Consider the following 21,475-nt stretch of genomic DNA (forward strand, 5'->3'; position numbering starts at 1 on the left):
TTCTTTGTATGCTTTAGTTTCTTTGTATGTAGGTTGCCTTTGGACGAGCGGTTATCACTACGCGGCGGTTTAGAGCTCTTCCTTCGTCTGTTGCATTGCTTGCAATAGGTTGTGTTCCACCGTAGCCTCTGTAACTGAACAGATTTTTGTCTAAGCCGTTTTTTACGAGTTCTCCGATTATCGTTTGTGTACGCTGAATGCTAAGCCTCATCTGTCCTTCTGGTTTTTGCACATCTGCAGTGTGCCCTTCAACTAAAATCGTGTATGCGTTATCTATATTTATCTTTTTTAGACTTTCTGCAAGCTTTTGCAATTTTGGCAGCTCGCTTTGCAGGAGTTCAGGGCTGTCTGCCACAAATTTTAACTCGTAGAGAATTTGAATTCCTCGGATTGTATCTTCGATTTGTGGTTCATCTTCTTCGTTTGTAAAAAGGTATTGCTTTAATTCTCTTATTGCAGCGTAATATTCTGCATTTTTTTCTGGTGCGGAAACCTTTGTTATGAGATTTTCTTTATCTAAAAGGATTACGACTTTGCCCTGTCTTAAAAGTTCAAGGTTTGCAGGAACGCTCAATATTTTTAAAGCGTCTTTTCTTGAAATTACAGGATCTGTTCTAAATCTGCCGTAAACTTTTCGCGCGCTTATGTGCAAGGGATCAATTCCAATCCTGTCTTTGTAGCGATTTTCGTCTTCCGACCAGTCGTAGTGAACAAAGCCCTGCTCAGATTCTATTTTTGGATCTCCCATGTTTCGCTCGTAGATTAAGTTCATATCTTCATCCCAAATTTCTGGGAAAAAACAAGGTTTTACGACATCTTTTGTAAATTCGCCGTGTACACTTAAAGAACCGCGAGCATCGATTATTATTCCTGTGTAAGGACGGCTCGGGACTGTTTCTATCGGTTTTGAATTTTTATATGGAGTTTTGTGTTTTATTAAAATTGAAGAAAGGCGCAGAGTGTCGAGGTTGTGTATCACCTGCAAAACGGAACTTGAGTTTATAAAAATTCCTGGAGTTTTTTTAGAAGTGTTTACGATTGTTCTTAAATCTTCAAGCGTTATATCGTCACAAAGAACCAAATCTGCAAGTTGTGTATTTGAATTTACATAAGTGGTAAGCAGAGGGTCTTTTATGAGCTGTGTCAGCTGAGTGTTTATTAAGTCCACCGCAGTCAACTTCCCAGAAGGCATTTGAATGTTTGCCTTGTCTAAATCTATTTTTACAGATGATGAGAATATATTTTTTGTCCAGTCGATTACACTTTCGCAAGTGATTGAACCGTCTTGGCAAAATATTTGTGCCAGTGTAAAAAGAGCAAAAAAGGAAATCAATAAATTTTTTTTCAAATTAGTCTCCGTTTTTATAATTTGATTGTGCGTTTTTTTTTAGCAGAGTCCTTTTTGATTTTCGGCGATTTTAGCTTTTGATATAAAGAATTTTTCCTATGCTTAAAACTTCGTTGTCTCTTATTTTATTTGCATCTTTTAATTCTTGCACGCTAACTCCGTACTTTTTTGAAATTGACCAAAGCGTTTCACCTTTTTGAACTGTATGCATTATAAATGCCTTTTGCGGTAAATGATTTGATTTTCCTGTTATCTCTTCTATTGCGATTTCTGCACTGCGTTTCATTCCGCTTGGTAAGCGCAAAGAATATATGCTCGCTGGCGGAGTAAAGCCTTTTAAAAGCGCGGAATTTAGATTTTGCAAAATTTCGCTTTCCATCTTTAATTCAGAGGCGAGCCTTTCGAGAGAAATTTTTTCTTTCGTCGTTATGTAGTCAAATTCCGCATATCGTGTCGATTTTGTTATTTCTGGAAGTTGTATTTCGTATTTTTTTCCGTCTGTAGCAAGTGCGCAGATTGCAAGCATTTTTGGAACATATTGTACGCTTTCATCTCTTAAAAGAGAATGTTCCGCCAAATACCAAAATGATTTTACCTTTGCGTTTTTTAACGCGCGTTTCATTGCACCTTTCCCGCAGTTATATGCTGCTATGGCAAGAGCCCAATCTTTAAATTCTGCGTAATTTTCTTGCAATTTTGAAAGCGCCGCATCTGTGCTTTTCCAAGGGTCGTAGCGATCGTCTACGTATTGGCTTTTTTTTAAAAATCCATCCAAAGAGTTGTCCATAAACTGCCAAAGTCCGCGAGCCCCACTTTTGCTTACCGCCATTGGTTTGTATTCGCTTTCTACAACAGGAAGATATTCGATTGCTGGTGGCATTCTGCGTTTTTTTAATTCTTGGCGCACATATAATCTGTAAATTTCAGCTCTGTCTAAAATTTCAAAAAGATTTTTTCGTGCAAAGGAAGTTGTGTATTTTTTTATATATGAATTGATTGAATTTTGTGAGTAAGGTGAAGGGGGGATTTTTATTCCGCCAATATCTTTTAAAATGTCAGGATTTGCAAAGGTGCTTGATTCAATTTTTTGTGTGGATTTTTTTTGAGAGGGTTCTCCATTTGAAGAAGCATTTTTTGTTTGAGTTAAAGCTGGAATGATGCAAAAAAAACAGGCAAAGAGGATAGCCCCTTTACATTTTTTCGCCATAGTAAATGCCTGCCCATTCCCAGCGACCGTGAATTTCTGGGTCTACAGGAAAGTTTACCTTTCTAAAGTAGAGATACCAGACCGGCATATAAGGGCTCCATCCAGTTGAGCGAAGATAGGCTTCGTTTGGATTTGAAGTTTCGTCGAGCTTCTCGTTGTAGCGAATTCTTTGCCCAACCATAAAACCTCGCATCGAAAAATTTTCCAAGGCGTTTGCATCGGTTTCATTAGACTTCCAACTCATTGCAAAAAAATTGACTTTAGAACGGTATTTGTCTAAAGACCGCCAGTCGTATTGCTTTATCGCTTTTTTTACAGAATCTTCAAGCGATGCAAGCGAGTCGAAAGTCCAGTCCTTTGAAGAATTTGAAAAATTGACCATTTTTTTTGCTGTGGAATACGCGTCTTGAATTCCCGCAATTTGAATTGTGGAAGCGTCTGGTTGATTTAAAAACATTGAATACGCTTTTAAAGCTTGATTGTATTCGCCTTCTTTTTCGTATTCCATCGCAAGTCGTACGTACATCTCTGTAATGCTTACAAGTGAAGGAAATCGGCTTACAAGCTGATTAAAATATGAAATTCTATTTGCAGAATTTTTGCTTATCTTTATAAGATTTTGAAGGCAAATAAAATGAACAGATTTTCCTTGAACCAATAAATCAGGGTAGTTTTTTAAAATGCGGTCAAAATAGTAGCCTGCTACCGGTTCGGCTCCGTTTTCTAGGTAATTTGACGCAACGAGCAAAAGCCAGTAAGCGTTATATATATCTTCTGGATGCTTTTCGACCCAATCGGTTAAAAACAAAGTCATTTCGCTTGAATTGTTTGATGTGTAAAGTGAATTTGCAATCCTGTTTATTACAGCGTATCTAGATTGTGCAGAAAGGCTTTCGTCTTTTAAAAGTGCTTGAAGCTGTGTCATAACATAAGAATTTTTTGAAGCACCGCAGGAAAAAAAACAAAGCAAACAAAAGCAAAAAACAATAAAAGTTTTTATCTTTAACTTCATATTTAAAGATTAACAAAGTGCTTTGTTATTGGCAAGGGGGCTATTCTTATTGTATTCTATACTTTGAATTCGCTTATAGTTTTAAAGGTTTAGGGAATGAAAAAATTAACGGCAGCTACTTTAAATATGGTTTTAGCATTGGGAGTTATCTGCATACTCACTGGAATTCTTTTTTTTGTGCGAGTGTCGTCAAAATTGAATGCACAAATAGAAACTTGGACTGTATTCGTAACTGTAATTGGAGCGTTTGTCTTTTACCTTTCACTCATAAAATTTAACTATGCTCTGGTATTTTTTTCTGGACTTTTTTCTGTCTTGGCGGGTTTTTTCTTTATGATATTGAGCTCTGGGGTTATTGGTGCTGGTGTTTCTAGCCTGTGGCCTTTTGTAATTGTTCTGGCAGGAATTTCTTTGATGTTCACAGGTATTGCAAAAGACAGGCGAATTCGCGTTTCTTATTTTTTCCCTTCGATGATGCTTGTTTTCTTGGGTTTGTTTTTCATGCTTTTTTCGCTTGATATAATCGATATGTCGTTTAGAAAATGGATTTCTATTTTTTGGCCACTTTTCCCATTCCTTTTGGGGCTCTCTTTGGTGGTGCTGTTTTTGATTCAGCAAAATCCAGCTTCTCATTTTCCTTATGACACGAGCGAAAGCGAAGACGAAATGGTTGCTAGGGAATGAGGCGTTTTTTAGACTTTATAAAAGTCGCTTCGCTTCCAATAATATTTTTCTCCTGCGCATCTTCTCCAAAAGCAGTTTTGCAACCAAAAGATCACATAGAATCGACTTACGAGGCAGATGCTTCAGAAGCCATCGCTCTGGCAGTTCCTCCTGCAAAAGAAAAAAATTTTTTTTCTGGAGTTTCAAAAGAAGCGGTGCAAGCGGTAGAAAACGGCTCTCCAGAATCGATAACCAAAGCTTATTCTCTTTTAAGAAAAGATTCTTCTTTGTATTCAAATAACGAAAAAATCCTTTTAAATGTGGCAACTTCGCTCATGAGCATACTTTGGAAAAGCGAAAATGTTTCGGTTGGGCTTTTTGATTCCTTACCACCGAATCCTTACAGCGGTGCGATAGATTCTGCAAGGCAAGGAATTTATGATGAAAGCACTGGAAATTCAGATTTTTTAACTTTGGTGTTGCCTTCTTTGGTTTTAGTAACCTCAGAAACTCGAAGCGATTATTATGAAAAATCCTTTGACTCTTTGACCGCTGCCTTAAAAATAAATGAAAATAGTGTTTTGGCAAATTATCTGATGGGTTCGCTTTTTAAACGCCAAAAAAAATACAAGGAAGCGTATCCGTACTTTCAAAAAGCAAGGGAATATTCCAAAACTTGTGTAGAAACAAATCTCGCCTTTGCAGACATAAATTATAGAATTTCAGACTACAATTCTGCGCTTTCAATTTCAAAATCGATATTGGAAGAAAATCCTGTTTACGTTCCGGCTTTAAAACTTTGCTCTTTATCCTGTTTCGATCTGGGAGATTTGGATGAAAGTGAACTTTATGTTGCAAAAGTTTTACAGCAGGAGCCAGAAAATTCTTCGTATCTGCTTTTTAGGGCCAAAATTCTCGTAGAAAAAAAAGATTATATCCGCGCTGCTTCGCTTTTGGATGTTTATGCAAGGGCGGATTCTAAAAACCGTGAATATTTGGTTTTGCGCACAAAAGTTCAGAAAGACTGGAATAAGAATATGAGTGCGGCTTCTGCAACTATAGAAAAAGCATTGCTTTTGTATCCTGATGATGAAGAAATAATACTGACCGCCGCTTTTTTGGCAGCAGAAACGGGAATGAAGATAAATCAAAAGAGTGCAGGAGAACTTGCTTCTTTAATACTTCAAAAAGATGAAAAAAATGTAGATGCCTTGCAGATAAAGATTGCTGATTTGATACAGCAAAAAAAGTGGGGCGAAGCGTATTCGGTTTCTTCTTCATTGATAAGATTAAAAAATTCTCCAAAGGATGCGATTTTTACGCATATTTCAATCTGTCTTTCTAGCGGTAAAAAAGATGAAGCTTGGAATTTAATTGCTTCATTATACGAGCACGACCCAAAAGACGAAGAAGTTCTTCAAACTTTTATAAAGGTTTTAATTTCGACCGACCGCAATGCTCGCGCTTTAAAGATTATTGAACAAACTCTTCCGTCTGCAAATTCAAGGCTAAAAAGTTTTTTGTATTATCAAAAGAGTTTTATTTCGACTACAGAAGATGCGATTCTCCTGGATTTGCGTTCAAGTCTTACAGCAAATCCTCGAAATAAAGATGCTTTGTTTAGGTTATATCAAATCTATTTCAACAAAAAAGAATACAGAAAAGCACAATATTATTTAAAGCAGGTTGTTTCTCTTTCACCAGCAGATGAAAGCCTTCTAAAATTAAATTCGGAACTTGAAATCTTTCTATCCAAGTAATCATCATCCTTCTTAACTTGACCACTCGACTATCAAAATGTTATCTTCTTATCGCTATAAATTTAAATTTAGTAAGGAAGGAAAAAATGTCTTTTGTACCTTTATTGATGGCCGCTCCACAGGCTGGCCAACCACAAAATCAGAGCATTCTTATGTCTATTTTGCCGTTTGCGCTAATTATCGCAATCTTCTATTTCTTTATAATTCGCCCTCAAAATAAGAAACAGAAAGAAACAGAAAAAATGTTGAGCGCTATAAAAAAGGGCGATAAAGTAGTAACTATCGGTGGAATTCACGGCGTTGTAAGTTCCACAAAAGAAAAAACTGTAGTTGTAAAAGTTGATACAGACACGACTTTAGAATTCAATCGCTCTGCAATCGCTACTGTTATATCAGATAAAGTTGCTGAAAAACCTGCAAAAAAATCAAAAAAAGACGAGAAAAAAGTTGAAGAAGTTTCTAAGGCTGAAGATTCTGCAAAGACAGAAGAAAAACCTGCTGAAAATTCTACAACTGATGTTGAGTCGGAAAGCAAATAGGTTTTTCGGGGTGGAATTAAAAAAATGAACAAACGAAGTCGTTTTATTCTAATTCTGGTTGTCTTGGCAGTTTGTGCTTTGTTTTTAAGACCGTCAATCTGCTGGTACTTTTGTACTCCAAACGATGTTCAAGCTATCGCGTTGAGCTCTTTGGAAAAAATCAAAGATGAATCAGAAAAAAAGGCGAGAGAAGAAGTTGCTTCTCTCAGGACAAAAGCAAACCAAAATTCTTCTGCAACTTTGGATAAATCTTATTCTTATGTTGTAAAAGCTGCAAAAAAAGCATATAAAGCTGCAAAAAAACAAGTTCCAGCACAGATGGATATTGCAGCAATTCTTTCTGCTTTTTCTAGCGCAGGTGAACTTCAGAATGTCTTTGAAGATTACTACAGAAATGAATATTTAAAAGCAAAGAATTTCTATACGAATTCTGTAAAACTCGGTCTTGATTTGAGCGGTGGTATGAACATCATCGTAAAGGCTGACTTAGACGCTGCTCTTGCAAAGCAGAGAGAAACTTCAGAAGTTGATAATCCTGACGCTTTTAAAACTCAAGCGATGACACAGGCCTTGGAAACTTTAACTGCCTCAATCGACAAATTCGGTCTTTCTTCTCCTGTTATACGTCAACAAGGCGAAGATAGAATCTATATCGAAATTCCAGGCTCTGCTGATGGAGAAAGCGTTAATTCAATCGTTCAGGGAAAAGGAATTTTGAACTTCCGCTTGGTAGATGAAAATGCGACAAATGCTTTTTCTGCTTATTATGCTTCTGTTGGACCTGACGCTTTTAACGAAGACGGCTCTTTGGCTAATCCTTCTATAATTCCTGAAGATACAGAAGTTTTTGGATATTACACAAAAGATGCTTACGGACTTGACCAGAGAATTGGTTATATCGCAGTAAAAAAAGAAGTTTCCCTCGACGGAAACCATGTAAAATCTGCACAGGTAAGCCGCGACCAGACAACTGGTCAAACAGAAGTAAACTTTTCGCTTGATTCTGAAGGTGCTACGATTTTTGCTGAATTTACAGGTGCACATGTAGGCGAACGCCTTGCAATCGTAAACGACAACAAAGTAAAGTCAGCTGCAACAATTCGTCAGGCAATTACTGGCGGAAACGTAAGCCTTTCTGGTGGTTTTTCTGTTGAAGAAGCGCAAAATATTCAAAAAGTTCTTCAAACTTCTTATTTGGAAGTTCCTCTAAAAGTTGAAAGCCAGCAAATTGTTGGTGCATCTTTAGGAAAAGAAGCGATTCATCAAGGTATGATGGCATTGGCTTTGGGTCTTGGACTTGTTTTGATATTCATGCTTGTATACTATCTTGGCGCAGGTTTTTATGCGGTTATCGCACAGATTTTGAACATGTACATAATGTTCTCTGTACTTTCGGCATTCAACTTGACGCTCACTCTCTCTTCTATTGCAGGTATGATTTTAACTGTAGGTATGTCTGTAGACGCAAACGTAATCATATTCGAGCGCATAAAAGAAGAACTTGCTGTTGGTAAAAGCCGTGCGGCTGCAATCGCTTCTGGTTTTGACAACGCATTTTGGGCGATTATGGACTCTAACATTACAACCTTTATTGCGGCTTTGTTCCTTTCTCAGCTTGGAACTGGCTCAATTCAGGGATTTGCGGTTTCGCTTGCAATAGGTGTTTGTTCATCTGTATTTACCGCTCTTGTTATTTCTCGATTGATGTTCGACTTTAACACAGATGTTATAGGACAAAAGAAAATCAGTATCGGCTGGGGAGTAAAACAATAATGAAAAAAACAATTCAATTTAGTAAATTTTCTCTTGTAGCCGTTGTATTAAGTTCAATCTTAATTATAGCAGGAATTGTAAGTCTTTTTGTTCGCGGTATGAATTGGGGACTTGAGTTTAAACCAGGACAGAACGTTCAAGTTGAAGTCGTTTATAACGATGTAAATGCCGACAAGATTACGCAGGTGCTTGCTGCACAGGGAATAAACGCTTCTGTAAAAGCGGCAGGAAATCAAAATACCTATCAGATAAGAACTGCTGCGGACGAAGGTGCAGAATCTGCAATCCGTTCGGTTCTTGTAAAAGAATATGGAAAGCAAAATGTTGTAGTAGAGCAGAGCCAAAGCATAAGCGCACAATTCTCTTCAAGTTTGATTCGAGGTTCAATACTTTTGGTTTTAGCAACCTTGGTATTGATTTTTGTTTACACTTTGATTCGCTTTAAGTGGGATTTTGCACTTGCTGCGGTTATTGCAGTAATACACGATGCTTTGATAATGATTTCTTTTCTATCTTTTTCTCAGCTTGAATTTACCACGACTTCAATCGCTGCGATTCTTACAATAATTGGTTATTCAATTAATGCGACCGTCGTAATCCTTGATCGCGTTCGTTCTGACGAAAAAATTGTAGAGGCAAAAACATTCAGTCAAATTATGGATAGCGCTCTTAATTCAACAATGAGCCGCTCTATAATTACAACTCTTACGACTTTATTCGCTGTTTTTGCTTTGGTTATCTATACTTCTGGCGACATAAAAAACTTTGCAATCGCTCTTGTTGTTGGCTTGATTTCAGGTTGTTATTCTTCAATCTTTATATCAGGTGCTTTCATCAATTTTGTAAGACGAAATTGGAAGCCGGGTGCGGTTTTGCCTAAAGCAAATGTTGTTCGTTTTGAAAGCGAGCAGTAATTAAAACTTTGTTTACTTTTTTAAGGGAGAAGAGAATTGTGAAAAACGCAGTTTTCTCTCCCTTATTTTTTTGTTAAAATCGCTCTATGAAGATTATCCGTGCGGAAAAGATGGGGTTTTGTGCTGGCGTTCGTCGTGCGGTTATGACTGCAAACAATGCGCTAAGCGAAAAAGGAAATGGCAAAGTTTATACTTTTGGTCCGTTGATTCACAATCCTGTTGCTTTAAAAAAGTTTGAAGAAAACGGTCTTGAAATTTTATCCGAAGAAAATATTTCGATATTAAAAAAAGGCGATACTGTTGTTATAAGGGCGCATGGAATCTCTCCAGAAATTCAAGATTTGCTTGAAAAAACAGGAGCAAAAATCTTAAATGGAACCTGTCCAATCGTTCAAAAAAATCAAAAAAAATGCTGCGAATACGCAAAAAACGGCTATGTGATTTTTTTTACCGGCGATAAAAATCATGGCGAAGTTGTTGGCATTGAAGGTGCTGCAAAAAAAGGCGCGTTTCAAAAAAAACTTCCACTAAATTTTATCCTGATAAAATCCGTAGAAGAAGCACTCGAAAAACTTGGCGAATTGGAGAAAAACTTTAAAATTGAAAAATCTGTTTTGATAAGCCAAACGACTTTCAGCGTAAAGGTTTTTGAAGAAATTGCCGCTTCTCTAAAAACTCATCTTTCTGATATAGAAATTGTAAAATCAATCTGCCCTGCAACTTACGACAGGCAGGACAGTTTAGACGAACTTTGCAGCAAAGTTGAAGGCGTTTTGGTAATCGGTGGAAAATCCAGCGCAAATACAAACAGGCTTTACGACAAAGCGTTAAAACTTTGCAATATGGCAGCATTGATAGAAGATGCCTCTGAAATTCCTGAAGTTTTTTTTAAACTTAAAGTTGTGGGACTTACAGCAGGTGCAAGCACTCCAGACGACGTTATAGACGAGGTTGAAAAAGCATTGCAGCATTAAGATAATCTTATGTTAAAACTTTCTGTAATATTTTACTTTTATTAGTTACCTCTGTATAATTTCGTTTAAGTTAGAATTAAGATATGGTCTTCGTTGTAGTGTTTGTTTTTTATAAGCATTTTTTTGTATTTATAGCGAATAGATGTCTTATATCTGCTCCTTCTCGGGATTTATATCTTTTATTTCTTAACAATTTTAAATTTTTTAATTATAGAAGTTTTTGCTTATAAAAACTGAGTGAAAATTCTTTGTAATTTTAAGTTTTAAAATTTGTTTTTAGGAGATAGTGATATGTCACAACCAAAAAAAATTTTTTCATTAAAATATAAAATTTTAATAATTTTAAATATTTTACTTTTGTCTTCGACAGGAATGTTCCTTTTCTTTGCTATACGGTTTAGTTCTAATTCTGTAAAAGAAAACGTTCGTACTCAAATTTTGGAAAAAGCTAAGGATACTTCTCTCTTAATTGATAGCAGAATTGAGTCCATTTGGAATTATTTGGATGGTATTGCAAGAAGTGATGAATTTAAAAATAATTCTCTTTCTCTTCTTCAGAAACTTCAACTTTTAAAAAAAGATTTAACTTTTAATTCCAATGTATTTTTTTTTGGAATTACAGATTTAAATGGTTTAAGGCATACAACAGGTCTTGAAGTAACACAGGTTGATGACAGAGACTGGTTTCAAGCTTCTAAAGGTGGCAAAAAATTTGTTGCACCACCACGCATAAGTCGCGTGACTGGCAAACTTACTATGGTATTCAGCGTGCCTATTTTAGATGATAGCGGAACAGTTGTTGCCGTTTTGGATGCAGGATTTGATGGTTATTGGCTTTCTATGCAAGTTGATGACATTATGGTTGGAAAAACTGGAAGTGCCTATATCATAGATGCAGAAGCAAATGTTGTAGGACATAAAAATAGAAAACTTGTTGAAACCTTGTTCAATTCTATCAAAGAAGCGGAATCTAATCCTGCCTATGAAGAAATTGCAGGTTTTACTAAACTCGCATTAAGTAGCAAAGAAGCAGGAACTGGAAGTTATTTTTGGGACGGAAAGGACAGACTGTCGGCACATTCAAAAATCAAGTACAACAATTGGCTTGTCTGTGTAAGTGCTCCTACAGATGAATTCCTTAAAGGAATTGTAACTTTGCGTCGCATTCTTTTGCTTAGTATTTTGTCGGTTGTCTTTGTTGTTGAAATTTTCTTTTTATTCTTGGTTACAAAATTTTTGCAGCCTATAAATAAAGTTGTAAGCGCATTAAAAGGAATTTCTGAAGGTGAAGGCGATTTAACAAAACGCATCCCACTTTCTGGTAATGATGAAATAACGGAACTTTCAAGATTCTTCAATAATACTATGGAAAAAATACGCGATTCTATAAATTCTGTTGGAGAAAATTCCGTTTCTATGAAAGAAACTGGAGATGAACTTGCCAATAATATGGCTCAATCTGCTAGTGCCTTAAACGAAATAAGTGCAAATATCGAAAGCATAAAAAAGCAGTCGCAAACTCAATCTTCAAGCGTTACAGAAACCACTGCAACTATAGAAGAAATAATAAGAACGATAGAAAATCTCAATGCAGGAATTGAACATCAAGTTGCTTCTGTCGCTCAATCTTCTGCCTCTGTAGAAGAAATGGTTTCTAATATAGATTCTATAACTCACTCTTTGGAAAAAACCGACTCTGCAGTAAAGGCTCTCGCTGCTGCTACTTCTGAAGGAAAAAGCACCTTGGTTGCATCTAATACCGTTACACAAAGAATTGCAGAAGAATCTGGCGGACTTATAGAAGCGAGCGATGTTATTCAAAATATTGCAAGCCAGACAAACCTTCTTGCAATGAACGCAGCAATAGAAGCGGCACACGCAGGCGAAGCTGGAAAAGGTTTTGCGGTTGTTGCCGATGAAATACGAAAATTGGCAGAAGAATCAAGCGTACAAGGAAAGTTGATTACAGAGACTCTCAATAATTTGAGTGAAGAAATCGAAAGCCTTTCTAAAAATGCGGAAATCGTAGAAGAAAAATTCAATGTGATATTCGAACTTTCCGAGAACGTTCAAAATATGAGTTCTGAAATAACAAATGCGATGCGCGAACAAAAAACAGGAAGCCATGAAGTTCTTTCTGCAATAAAAGTGATAAGCGATGTTACTTCCGAAGTAAAAAATGGTTCTGACGAAATGCTCATTGGTGGACGCGGTATGGCAGAGGAAATGGAAAAATTGGATGGAATAACCAAACTATTCTCAGAAGCGATAAAAGAGATGGCAATTGGAATTTCGCAGATAAATGTTTCTATGCAAGATATAAATAGTATTACACAGCAAAACAGAGAAAATATTGAAAACCTGCGAGACGAAGTGGGAAAATTCAAGGTCTAAAATGTTCATTTTATGGGCAAGAGAAATTTAATCTCTTGCCTTTTTTGTTTGAAATATCTGAAAATTCTTCGATAATTGCGATACAACTTCTATTGTGATATAATTGCTTCTCATGAGTACACATTGTTTTGCGATATGCAAAAGAAGTTCTAGTCTGAAAAGATAAGTCTTTGCTCTGTTTTTATCACCTTAAATAAGGTTTATAGAGGTCTAAAATGAAATTCAAGAAAGTTGGTGTCATCGGTGCAGGTGCGTGGGGTACGGGACTTGCCCAGGCGATTGCTCGTGGTGGACATAAGGTTCAAATGTGGGCTAGAGAACAGGATGTAGTTGACGGAATCAATAAAAATCACGAAAACAAACGCTATCTTCCTGGCTATCCGCTTTCAGAAAATATGAGTGCTTCTTCTGAAATAAAAGAAGTTGCAAGCGATAAAGATTTTTTGATTTTAGCTTCGCCATCTTTGTATCTTGCATCTTGCGCAAAACAACTTTTGGAAGTTGAAGATGTTGCAGAGGGAAAAACAACTATTGGCGTAATAACAAAGGGATTTATCACTTCTGTACAAGGCCCAAAACTCGTGCTGGAAACTTTAGAAGGAGTGCTCCCTGAATGTTATAAAAAATCTCTCGTTTACATTTCTGGCCCTTCTCATGCAGAAGAAGTTGCAATGGGAAAACTTACTGGACTTATCGCTGCATCTGAAAATCCAAAAAACTCAATACGCTTTAGAGAATTGATGACAGTTCCTGGTCTTATGGTTTACTCTTCTTTAGATGTGATTGGAGTTCAGATTTGTGCAGCGGCAAAAAACGTAATTGCAATCGTTTACGGCGCTTTGGACGCAATAGCAGAACATTCCGACAAATTTGGCGACAATGCAGAATCCTTGCTTTTGGCAGCAGGTCTTAACGAAATTCAAACGCTTGGAATGGCGATGGGCGCAACTCATCCAGAAACCTTTACTTCGATTGCAGGTGTTGGTGACCTTGAAGTTACTTGCCGTTCAAAATATGGGCGGAATCGTCGTTTTGGTCAGGATATGATAAGAACCGATATGCTTGATAAATTTTCAGATTTGGACGATTTAATTGAGCGCATTGGCGAAATCGGTTATCTTTCGGAAGGTGCGGTTGCCTGCAAATATGTTCACGAAATCGCACAAAAACTGGGAATAAAACTTTTGATTTGTGAAGGTCTTTACAGGATTTTAAACAAAGAAATAAAACCTACCGAGCTTATAAATCGTCTTTTGACTAGCGGAAAAATCGATTAAAAATATTAAATTCTCATAAAGGAAATTTGCTCTGTTTTAATTTTTATAAAGTTCAGGGCGGTGGAGCAAACAATGCTTGAAAAAATTACAAATACATTTGCCGGTATAGTACGCACGATTGGCGGAAAATCTACAATCACAGAAAAAAATATCGAGGAAACTGTTGAACAGATAAAGATGGCTCTTCTCGAAGCAGATGTTAATCTCAGAGTTGTTCGTCGCTTTGTCAATTCAACAATAGAAGAAGCCAAAGGCGAAAAAGTTCTTAAAGCGGTAGACCCTGGGCAGCAGTTTGTAAAAATTATCTACGATCGCCTTGTTAAAATGCTCGGCGATCAAAAAGTTGACCTTTCATTAAAAGGTCCAGACACTCAATCTGTAATCCTACTTTTAGGGCTTCAGGGTGCAGGAAAAACTACAGCTGCTCATAAACTTGCATTTAGACTTTTAAAAGAAAACAGAAAGCCTCTTTTGGTTGCCTGCGATTTGGTTAGGCCTGCCGCAGTAGAGCAGTTAAAGATTTTGGGCGAAAAGATAAATGTTCCTGTTTACTTTGAAGCCGGTGCAAGAGATGCTGTTAAAGTTTGCAAAAATGCTCTTACTTATGCAAAGAAAAACGCTCTTGATACTGTAATTGTGGATACTGCAGGGCGACTTCAAATTGATGAAGATATGATGGAAGAATTGATTGCTATAAAAAAAGCACTCAATCCACAGGAGACACTCCTCGTCGCAGATTCTATGACAGGCCAAAGCGCTGTTGATATTGCAAAAGCGTTCGATGAGCAGCTTTCTCTTTCTGGCGTTATCCTTACAAAATTCGATTCTGATGCAAGAGGTGGTGCAGCCCTTTCTCTAAAAACCATCACGGAAAAACCGATTTTGTTCATTGGTACGGGCGAAAAGACAGAGGATTTTGAGCCTTTCCATCCAGAGCGCATTGCCAGCAGAATTTTGGGCATGGGCGATATCGTAAGCCTTGTAGAAAAAGCTCAGCAGACAGTTGATGAAGAAGAAGCAAAAAAAATGCAGGAAAAGATGGCTCGCAACGAGTTCACCTTGGACGATATGCTTTTGCAGTTTGAAAGTGTAAATAAAATGGGCAGCGTTTCTTCAATTTTGGATATGATTCCAGGTTTGTCTGGACAGATAGACGAAAGTAAACTCGACCTTTCTGGAATGAAAAGACAAAAGGCGATAATTCAAGCGATGACCGCGAAGGAAAGACGCAATTATCTTATAATAGGTCCAAGCCGCAGAAAACGAATTGCAAAAGGAAGCGGAACCAGCGTTTCTGAAGTGAATAAACTTTTAAAACAGTTTGAAAAGACAAGACTCACAATGAAAAAATTGACAAAGAATAAAGGAATGCAGGCAAAACTCATGCAGGGAATGGCAGGTCTTTCTGGTGGTGGGATGGGCGGATTCCCTGGCAATTTTTCAGGTTTTGGACGATGATTTTTTTTGAGCAGGATTTATTTTCGTTTTAATTTACGGTAATCTTGCTCGCTATATTTCCATCTTTTGTATAGGCTTTTTCGGGATTAGTTTCGTCTATAAAACGCGTTAAACCTGTGTAATATGCGTAGTAGTAAGTTCCGCTTGGAAGAGGAAGCGTAATTTCGTAAGTTCCGGGTTGAACTTCCTGCATCTCATAAATCCAACTGTCCCAATTTGTAAAAGTTCCTGCAAGTCTAATTCTTTGACCAGAACTGCTTTTGCATACAAACTTTGTAAACCCCTCATTTACGGTTTGTGTTATCATTTCGTCAATTTTTGGAAGTTCAAGATACGAAAGCTGAATTCCATTTTGGCTGTCGTAAATTGTGTTTTTATTTGTGGGATCCGCTGTCCACAATCCGTCTATTATCAATTTGTAGGAAATCGATTCGATTTTTTTTGGCAATTCTAATATAAAAAAATACCACGAACGAGTTTCTTTTCCTTCGTAGTCGTAAATTTTTCTGAGTTTATATGAGTGAATTTTTGAATAATTTTCAAAATCAAAGGCTATGCCAACATTTCTTGCATTGTTTTCTGCCGTAAAAACCGCATATCCGTCTATTACCAACGGCTGTGTTACATCATTTATAGAGCGCACTATGCTGTCGTAGTCGTAAGTATCTTTTTTTTCTGCAACATTTTTTGCAAGAACAGGAGTTAACAAAAATGCAAAAAAAATTGATGCGATAAAAATGCTTTTCATAATCAAATTTTCGGAAAAAAAACAAAAAGGTTTAATATTTGATAAAGATATTTTACTTCTAAAGAGGTGTTTTAAATATACCGAAAATCCAAAGAGAAAGGACTAAAAATATAGTTGCTTGTTCCAATTTTGTATCTGGAGTAAAATTAAAGACAAATGCCGGGATTAAATCAGCTTAAAAAATTTACCAATGACATAAAAAAAGTCGGTGATGAAGAAAAAATTCGCGCACAGCGTGGAGAAAAACCGGCAATAGTTCCTCTCCCAGAAGGCATCTCCGAAGAAGACGACTCTAAAGATTTTATTCTTGGAATGCCAGAAGATTCAAATCAAAAACAAGAAGAAGTTTTGGAAGCGACGAGCGAACAGGATTTTCAAAGTGCAGATTCCGCTCAAGAAGAAAATGCTGATGCTCAAGAAAGCGGTGGTGCACCAGATTTACAAGCATTGTTGAATCCTGTTGGACTTACAGATTCGAGTGGAATTCCCGATTTAAGCGAATTTGAAGATGAAAAAGAGCCTGCAAAAGAAGAGATTCCTCTAGAAGATATGGATTTGACGAGTTTGCTCAATCCCCCTCAGCCAGAAGAACCTGCCAAAAACGAAATAAAAGACGATTTTCCTGCAAATGAGCAAAGTGAAGAGCCAGCACAAGAAAACGATGAACACGATTTTGGAATTGGCGGTCTTGACTTACTAAACGATGAAGATGATTTTGCGATAGGCGAACTAGATTCTTCAAATGGCGATGATGATTTTGCTTCAACTTCTGCTGCCTTGCAAAATGCTACAGAGGATTTGGCAAATGTTGCTAATCTAAAAAACACTCAAGCAGATTCCTCTAAAAATGTCGATGAAGTTTCAGCCGATAAAGTTGGTTTTTCTCAAAATGAAAATGAGACTCCACAAAGCGAGAATGATTTTTCGTTAGATTCTTTTGATTTACCAAAATTAGATGATGATTTTGATATAGATGGACTAGGTTCTCCAAAAACCGACGATGGTTTTGCAGCCACAGGGCTTGATTCTCCAAAAAACGAAGAGGATTTTGTAAGCACTCCAGTCGATAACGCAGCTTCAAAACAAACAGCGAATACGATTTCCGTCGATAAAAATGCTTCTGCTAAAAATGATGAAGACGATGATTTTGCATATTCGGGGGAAGAAATAAATTTAAATGATGACATCCCTGATGAAATTGCTTATGAAGATGGCGATATGCCAAAGGATTCTTCGTCAGAAAGCAAAACTCCATCAGAAAATGTAGACGATACTGGTGGGGATTCTGCGCAGAAAAAACCGAATGAATCTCAAATTTCAGTTGATTCACTCTCAGACGAAAATGACTTTGCGCAAATTGATTCATCCTCGCCTGACCAAGATTTACAAAACTCCACTGACGACAATTTAGATTTTGACTTGCCAGATTTTGATCTTGAATCTTCTTCTAATTTAGACACGCCTTCAACTCCTGATTCTGCGACTTCCACAGCTCCAGTGGCAAATCCTCTGGACGCAAGTTCTGATGAACCTTCTGCTACAGATTTTTCCAGCGAAGTTCCACCTTCAGAAGATTTTTCTAGTGCACTTGATGGAATGGCTGGGGCAGGCGATATAGACTTTGGCGGAGATTCAAAGCCTGCTCCGTCGCCTCTGGGAGCAGATGAATTTCCTGTTACAGTTCCAAAAGTTCCAGAAGATGACTTTTTATTTGACGAAAATAGTTTTGAAATTCCAGGTTTTTCAGATACGGATACTGTTGCTTTTGATAAAAAAGGTCGTCCTGCTGTTGATATTGCAGATTTTTCAAAATCTGGTGGAAAACCAAAAAATTCTTTGACCGATGAAGAATATAAAATTTTCAGAAAAAATTTTGCTGAATATCCTCTTAATCTTCGTCTTGCGATAGAAGATTTAGTCGTAAAAAATGAATTTACAGACGAAGCGGTTTTTGAGGTTTTAGAAAAAGTCTTAAAAAAAGTGCCTGCAAGACAACTTGCCACTCATCTCGAAAAAATGCTCGATATTACCATCGATGTTCCACGGGATTATGAGAGGCGTTCTTTTGCACAATATGAAGCATACAAGCAGTCGTTTCAGTATCAGCTTAAAAACAGGATAATCCCAGGTGGAATTTTTGCTACAGTTGTTGCGCTCCTTTGTTATCTGCTTTTTCAAGCTGGAGTTATGTTTATCTATAAACCAACGATGGCGCGTATTCTCTACAGTCAAGGCTACACCTTGCTCGAAAACAACGAATATAAGCAGTCGGAATCTGTCTTTGCGGATGCTGTAAAATATAAACCGATAAAAAAATGGTTTTTTAAATATGCAGAAGGATATAGAGACCATAATCAGTACGAAAGAGCGGCTCAAATGTACAAAAATATCCTGGGTATTTTTAATCATGACAAAAAAGCAGGTCTAGATTGGGCTCAGATGGAACTTTACGACAGGGCAAATTATGAAAAAGCGGAACAAATCGTACGCAGAGAAATTTTAGACTTTCATATAAATGATTCTTCGGCTCTTTTGTTGCTTGGCGATGTATTTTTGGAATGGGGCGAAGTTGAACCCTCAAAATATGAAGATGCGCGCTCGCAATATTCAGACTTGATTCAACTTTATGGAGCAAACGACCTCTATCTTTCTAGGATGCTTCGTTACTTTATTCGAACTGATAAATTAAAAAATGTGCTTGAGTTAAAAAATCGTTTTTATCCTAGAGAAAAATCTTTGGGAAAAGATGATTGGGTTGAACTTTCTGGCTACGCTCTTGAAAAACTCTATGGACCTCTTCCGCGTTCAGAAGAGTACCTGCGTTCAAAGATTGAAGATGTTCGGGCAATGCTCGAAATCGCTTTAAAAAAAGCGCCAGAAAATCCTACAGCACACTACAATATGGCAAAATATTTTAACGAAAATAGCAATTTTGACTTAGCAAAACGAGAATTGACTTTTTCTCTCGATTGTTTTGACGCCCTAAAAAAACGAACCAAGAAGAATGTTTACCAAGAAATTGATGCTTGCAGACTTTTGGGAAATCTCTATGCCGACACTCGCGAATATTTAAAAGCTCAAGAAATCTATGCCAGAGGAATAAATTTGTTCCAAAATGAGAATGAACGGACAGGTTTAGAAGGAGATAAAAACACAGGACTTTTGTATGCATCTATGGGCGACATCGAATATTTTGTATCTGGCGATATGAATGCTGCCTTAAATGATTATGAGCAGGCGATATTGAATAAAAACGATACAGCAAGCATAAATTTTAGAATTGGTGCGATAAGATACAATAACTATGAATACGATAAAGCACTAAATTCTTTTTTAAAGGCAAACGAAACAGAAGATGTTGATGTTAACCTCTTGCTTGCACTTGCAAATGTGCTTTCGCTCAGGGGCGATAATTTTGCCGCAGAAGGATATTATTCAAGGCTTTTAAGCCTTTTGAATACAGAAAAAAACAGACATCTGATGCTCTTTCCTCAAGATAAAGAAGACGATAATCGTCTCGTCGAAATGTTCTTAAAGGTCAACAACAATCTTGGAGTAACGCTTTATAAAATTGCAAAACAAACTGGCGACAGCAAAAAAAATGCAGAAAGCTTGGTAAGACTTTCTGATTCAATACGCGCGTGGGATGCTTTGACTAGAAATCCAAAAACTATGGTAAGGCTTGGTGGAAGCAATCTCGCCTTGCAGAATTCAAAATACATCACTAATTCGCGCTCTGATTATGAGCCTGCAATATATACGGATATTCCAAAGACTCTTACGGCAGAAAAAATCCTTGATTAGATTTTGATTTTTGAAGCTTGTGTGCTAGTTGAAGGTCAACTTTTATGCAAAAATTGTTTTTGATTTTCAAAAAGTATCTTTATAATAAGATGATTGTTTACTTCGAGGATAAACGATGATTTGCTCAAGAGTTGGAATCGACATAAAAAAACACATTATCTCACTCAAAAAAGAAGTCTTCAGAAAATCAATCCACGTCTGTACCGCTTTTGTTCCAGTTTTACTGCATTTTTATAGAATTCCTACAATAATTTTGCTTTCAGCTTTGCTTTTATTTTATATTGTAAGTGAATTTTTGCGATTAAAAGGAAAAAGCATCCCTCTTGTAAGTACAATAACAGAAGCCGCTGCAAGAAAAAGAGACGAAAATCATTTTGTATATGGCCCTGTAACCTTGGTTGTTGGAATAATTTTTTCCGCAGTTTTTTTTCAAGAAAAATTTGCTACAGTAGGAATTCTTTCCCTTGCATTTGGCGATGGGCTTGCAAGTTTGGCAGGAAAGACCTTTGGCAAGATAGAAGTTCCTTTAACTGGAGGGAAAACAGCAGCAGGTAGCCTTACTTGTTTTAATGCAATTTTTTTTACATCGTTTTTTATATTGAATGATACCCTTTTTAGTCTTTTACTTGCCTTTGTAGGAACAATAATAGAAGGTCTGCCTTTAAAAGACTTCGACAACATATTTATTCCTATAAGCATAAGTTTTTTGGCCCAAATTTTATCGCCACATATATAGAGAATGCAAAGTTCGTAAATATTTGTTGCTTCCCCAAACTATAAGAGGGAGTCCTAAGATGATAAAAAAATAGTTGTCTGCTGTTACTAAAAACGCATGACCCGTCAGCAAAATAAGCATATAGATTGATATTTTTTTGTATTCGGGGGCGTTTTGTCTTATAGCGATTACCCAAAAAGAAAAAAACGCTATCATCACAAAAACAATTCTAGAAATAAAAATGAGTTTTGGATATCCCCAAGTTACTGCTCCAGAAGAACTTATGCGAGCGGTGTTTATAGGGACAATCAGAGCAAAAACAACGCAGATTGTTATTAGAATCATTATGTTTCGTTCAATATCTTGCCTTTGTTCTACAGAACTTGCAATCGCTGCAAAAACGAAACTCAAAGGGCATAAAATTCTTCCAATAAATGTTATTCTTCCGCAAAAAAATAGCAAAGTTGAAAAAGTTGACCAAAGTCCAAATAGCGGAGTTAAAAAACGAACTCCTTCGCAAAGACAACCTGCCAAAAATCCGATAAAAAAAATCACTTCTGAACTTTGAGTGTTTTCAAAAAGTTTTACAACATGAAAAGTCATCAAAGGGGCAAAAATCGTTATCAAAGAAATAGCCACCATCGTTGCAACAAAGCTGTATTTTAAAAAAGGAATTTTCCCCAGAAAAAAAGGGATTCTTAAATTTGGTGGTGGAACTATCGCCTTGTAAAAAAGCGCTGCAAGAAAAAAACATAGAGCAACTGCCATGCAAAAAATTGATGTAAAAAAAAATAATTGCATAATGCGGTTACGAACTTTTAAGGTCATGGGAAGATATTAAAAGCAAAATAAAATTAAGTAAAGACTTTAATAGAAAAAACCGAAGATA

16 protein-coding genes are annotated in these 21,475 nt (G+C 36.8%); 11 read left to right on the top strand and 5 right to left on the bottom strand.

Annotated elements, in window-relative coordinates:
- Nucleotides 1-13: 13 nt before the first annotated feature.
- The 3 genes from FXX65_RS07300 to FXX65_RS07310 all read right to left on the bottom strand — a co-directional run bounded on the left by FXX65_RS07300 (nucleotide 14) and on the right by FXX65_RS07310 (nucleotide 3,480).
- The gene (locus FXX65_RS07300; RefSeq protein ID WP_246104356.1) at nucleotides 14-1,348 is read right to left on the bottom strand and encodes an OmpA family protein; all 1,335 of its coding nucleotides are present in this window, start codon (nucleotides 1,346-1,348) and stop codon (nucleotides 14-16) included.
- A gap of 70 nt (nucleotides 1,349-1,418) precedes the next feature.
- On the bottom strand, nucleotides 1,419-2,555 hold the full coding sequence (locus tag FXX65_RS07305; protein WP_147615723.1) for a lytic transglycosylase domain-containing protein: 1,137 nt from the start codon (nucleotides 2,553-2,555) through the stop codon (nucleotides 1,419-1,421).
- Nucleotides 2,539-3,480: a tetratricopeptide repeat protein gene (locus tag FXX65_RS07310; protein ID WP_187116243.1), complete on the bottom strand. Its 942-nt coding sequence runs from the start codon at nucleotides 3,478-3,480 to the stop codon at nucleotides 2,539-2,541. The genes FXX65_RS07305 and FXX65_RS07310 overlap by 17 nt, the downstream gene beginning before the upstream one ends.
- Before the next feature lie 183 nt (nucleotides 3,481-3,663).
- Here FXX65_RS07310 and FXX65_RS07315 point away from each other — a divergent pair, with 183 nt between their 5' ends.
- The 9 genes from FXX65_RS07315 (at nucleotide 3,664) to ffh (ending at nucleotide 15,319) form a co-directional block, all read left to right on the top strand.
- Nucleotides 3,664-4,251: a hypothetical protein gene (locus tag FXX65_RS07315; RefSeq protein ID WP_147615724.1), complete on the top strand. Its 588-nt coding sequence runs from the start codon at nucleotides 3,664-3,666 to the stop codon at nucleotides 4,249-4,251.
- Nucleotides 4,248-5,990 (top strand): tetratricopeptide repeat protein, encoded by a 1,743-nt coding sequence (locus FXX65_RS07320; RefSeq protein ID WP_147615725.1) that lies wholly within the window; start codon nucleotides 4,248-4,250, stop codon nucleotides 5,988-5,990. Before FXX65_RS07315 ends, FXX65_RS07320 begins: the two co-directional genes overlap by 4 nt.
- Nucleotides 5,991-6,076: 86 nt before the next feature.
- Nucleotides 6,077-6,529, top strand: coding sequence for a preprotein translocase subunit YajC (gene yajC / locus FXX65_RS07325; RefSeq protein ID WP_147615726.1), 453 nt, complete (start codon nucleotides 6,077-6,079; stop codon nucleotides 6,527-6,529).
- A 24-nt stretch (nucleotides 6,530-6,553) separates the two neighbouring features.
- Nucleotides 6,554-8,302, top strand: coding sequence for a protein translocase subunit SecD (secD, locus tag FXX65_RS07330; RefSeq protein WP_147615727.1), 1,749 nt, complete (start codon nucleotides 6,554-6,556; stop codon nucleotides 8,300-8,302).
- A complete protein-coding gene (gene secF, locus FXX65_RS07335; protein WP_147613822.1) occupies nucleotides 8,302-9,216 on the top strand; it encodes a protein translocase subunit SecF in 915 nt (304 codons plus the stop codon). The genes secD and secF overlap by 1 nt, the downstream gene beginning before the upstream one ends.
- Before the next feature lie 86 nt (nucleotides 9,217-9,302).
- Entirely contained in the window at nucleotides 9,303-10,190 is an 888-nt protein-coding gene (gene ispH / locus FXX65_RS07340; RefSeq protein ID WP_147615728.1) for a 4-hydroxy-3-methylbut-2-enyl diphosphate reductase, read from the top strand.
- 291 nt (nucleotides 10,191-10,481) lie between these two features.
- Complete coding sequence (locus FXX65_RS07345) at nucleotides 10,482-12,584, top strand: methyl-accepting chemotaxis protein (RefSeq protein ID WP_147615729.1); 2,103 nt, start codon at nucleotides 10,482-10,484, stop codon at nucleotides 12,582-12,584.
- A 215-nt stretch (nucleotides 12,585-12,799) separates the two neighbouring features.
- Nucleotides 12,800-13,861 (top strand): NAD(P)H-dependent glycerol-3-phosphate dehydrogenase, encoded by a 1,062-nt coding sequence (locus FXX65_RS07350; protein ID WP_147613825.1) that lies wholly within the window; start codon nucleotides 12,800-12,802, stop codon nucleotides 13,859-13,861.
- A gap of 72 nt (nucleotides 13,862-13,933) precedes the next feature.
- Nucleotides 13,934-15,319, top strand: coding sequence for a signal recognition particle protein (ffh, locus tag FXX65_RS07355; protein ID WP_147615730.1), 1,386 nt, complete (start codon nucleotides 13,934-13,936; stop codon nucleotides 15,317-15,319).
- A gap of 28 nt (nucleotides 15,320-15,347) precedes the next feature.
- On the opposite strand, the gene FXX65_RS07360 is transcribed toward ffh, so the two are convergent.
- A complete protein-coding gene (locus tag FXX65_RS07360) occupies nucleotides 15,348-16,067 on the bottom strand; it encodes an isoamylase (protein WP_147615731.1) in 720 nt (239 codons plus the stop codon).
- Between the two features lie 156 nt (nucleotides 16,068-16,223).
- On the opposite strand from FXX65_RS07360, the gene flcA reads away from it, so the two are divergent.
- Nucleotides 16,224-19,871 carry a periplasmic flagellar collar protein FlcA gene (gene flcA / locus FXX65_RS07365; RefSeq protein WP_147615732.1) on the top strand — a complete coding sequence of 1,216 codons (3,648 nt, stop codon included), beginning with the start codon at nucleotides 16,224-16,226 and terminating at the stop codon, nucleotides 19,869-19,871.
- A gap of 115 nt (nucleotides 19,872-19,986) precedes the next feature.
- The gene (locus tag FXX65_RS07370; RefSeq protein ID WP_147613829.1) at nucleotides 19,987-20,607 is read left to right on the top strand and encodes a diacylglycerol/polyprenol kinase family protein; all 621 of its coding nucleotides are present in this window, start codon (nucleotides 19,987-19,989) and stop codon (nucleotides 20,605-20,607) included.
- On the opposite strand, the gene FXX65_RS07375 is transcribed toward FXX65_RS07370, so the two are convergent.
- Nucleotides 20,590-21,354: a hypothetical protein gene (locus FXX65_RS07375; RefSeq protein WP_147615733.1), complete on the bottom strand. Its 765-nt coding sequence runs from the start codon at nucleotides 21,352-21,354 to the stop codon at nucleotides 20,590-20,592. The two genes, FXX65_RS07370 and FXX65_RS07375, sit on opposite strands and share 18 nt — an antisense overlap.
- Nucleotides 21,355-21,475 lie beyond the last annotated feature (121 nt).

This window comes from Treponema pectinovorum (assembly GCF_900497595.1).
Taxonomy (GTDB): Bacteria; Spirochaetota; Spirochaetia; order Treponematales; family Treponemataceae; genus Treponema_D; species Treponema_D pectinovorum.